1 protein-coding gene is annotated in these 1,313 nt (G+C 54.8%); it reads left to right on the plus strand.

The window, feature by feature from the left end:
• Positions 1-53 precede the first annotated feature (53 nt).
• A protein-coding gene (locus FW800_RS27250) for an IS3 family transposase (RefSeq protein WP_446438861.1) occupies positions 54-1,276 on the plus strand; the annotation gives its coding sequence in 2 pieces (ribosomal slippage) (positions 54-405 and positions 405-1,276; 1,224 coding nt in all).
• Positions 1,277-1,313 lie beyond the last annotated feature (37 nt).

The following is a 1,313-nucleotide window of genomic DNA, read 5'->3' on the forward strand; positions in this document are numbered from 1 at the left end:
TGTCCCGTCCTGAATAAGGTTTACGCCTTCTGGCCTATATTCAGGAGGAGTCAATGGATTCGGGCAAAAGGCGGAGCCAGCGTGACTACACGCTAGCCTTTAAATTATCGGTCGTAGACCAGGTCGAAAAGGGCGAGTTGAGTTATAAAGAGGCTCAACGGCGCTACGGCATTCAGGGCCGGTCCACGGTACTGGTCTGGCTACGCAAGCATGGCCGGCAGAACTGGAGCCAAGGCGCCTCAATTCGAGAACCGAGGAGCAGGTCCATGACCGAGCCAACCCTCCCGCTGACCCCCGAGCAGCGGATCAAAGAGCTCGAAGAACAGCTGGCGCTAAGCAATCAGAAAGCGCAATTCTTCGAAGCCGTCGTGAATGTTCTGAAGAATGACTACGGTGTTTCCATCGTAAAAAAGCGACCCGGCAAGTCCTCTCGCAAGGGCAAATCCAAGGCCTGAGCGTCACCAGGGCTTGCCTGTTCATGGGCATTTCGCGCCAAGCGTATTACCAACGCAATCGGGCTTTCGACGAGAGGGCTCGTCAAGATCAAGAAGTCATGGACTTTGTTCTTGAAAAGCGCCGCCGCCAGCCACGGATAGGCACGCGCAAGCTGCATTACCTGATGAGCGTCGAAGTCGGCGCATCAGTGCGGGTCGGCAGAGACCGCCTGTTTAGCATCCTGCGCAACGCTCGAGAGCTGGTTGTGCGCAAACGGGCTTACCACAAAACGACAGACAGCCATCACCGCTTTCGCCGCCATCCTAACCTGCTCAAAGCGGGTCAGGAGCAGATTGTGGCCAATAGGCCAGAGCAGGTCTGGGTTGCAGACATAACCTATCTGCCGACACAGGAAAGCGTGGTTTATGTGAGTCTGGTGACAGACGCCTACTCGCGCAAGATCGTAGGCCATCATGTGCATGAGAGCTTGCATACCGAGTCGGTGGTCAAGGCGATGGAAAAGGCAGTTGGTGAACGCCGAAGCACGCTGCCACTGATCCATCACTCAGACCGCGGAGCCCAATACTGCTCTGAACGTTATCAACGTTTGCACGCTAGTCATGGCATCAGATGCTCAATGACCGACGGCTATGACTGCTACCAGAATGCTCTGGCGGAGAGGATAAACGGCATTTTGAAGACCGAGTTCCTGCTGTATCGCCCTAAAAATCTGGCGGACGCAGTGAAAATGGTGGATGAGTCGGTGCTGATCTACAACGGGGAACGGCCACACCTGTCCCTGAAATACAAAACGCCCGATGCGGTGCATCGGGCGTTTTGAGACTGAAACAGGTGTAAATCTATTTCAGGACTAGACA

The organism is Pseudomonas sp. 910_23 (genome assembly GCF_052850795.1).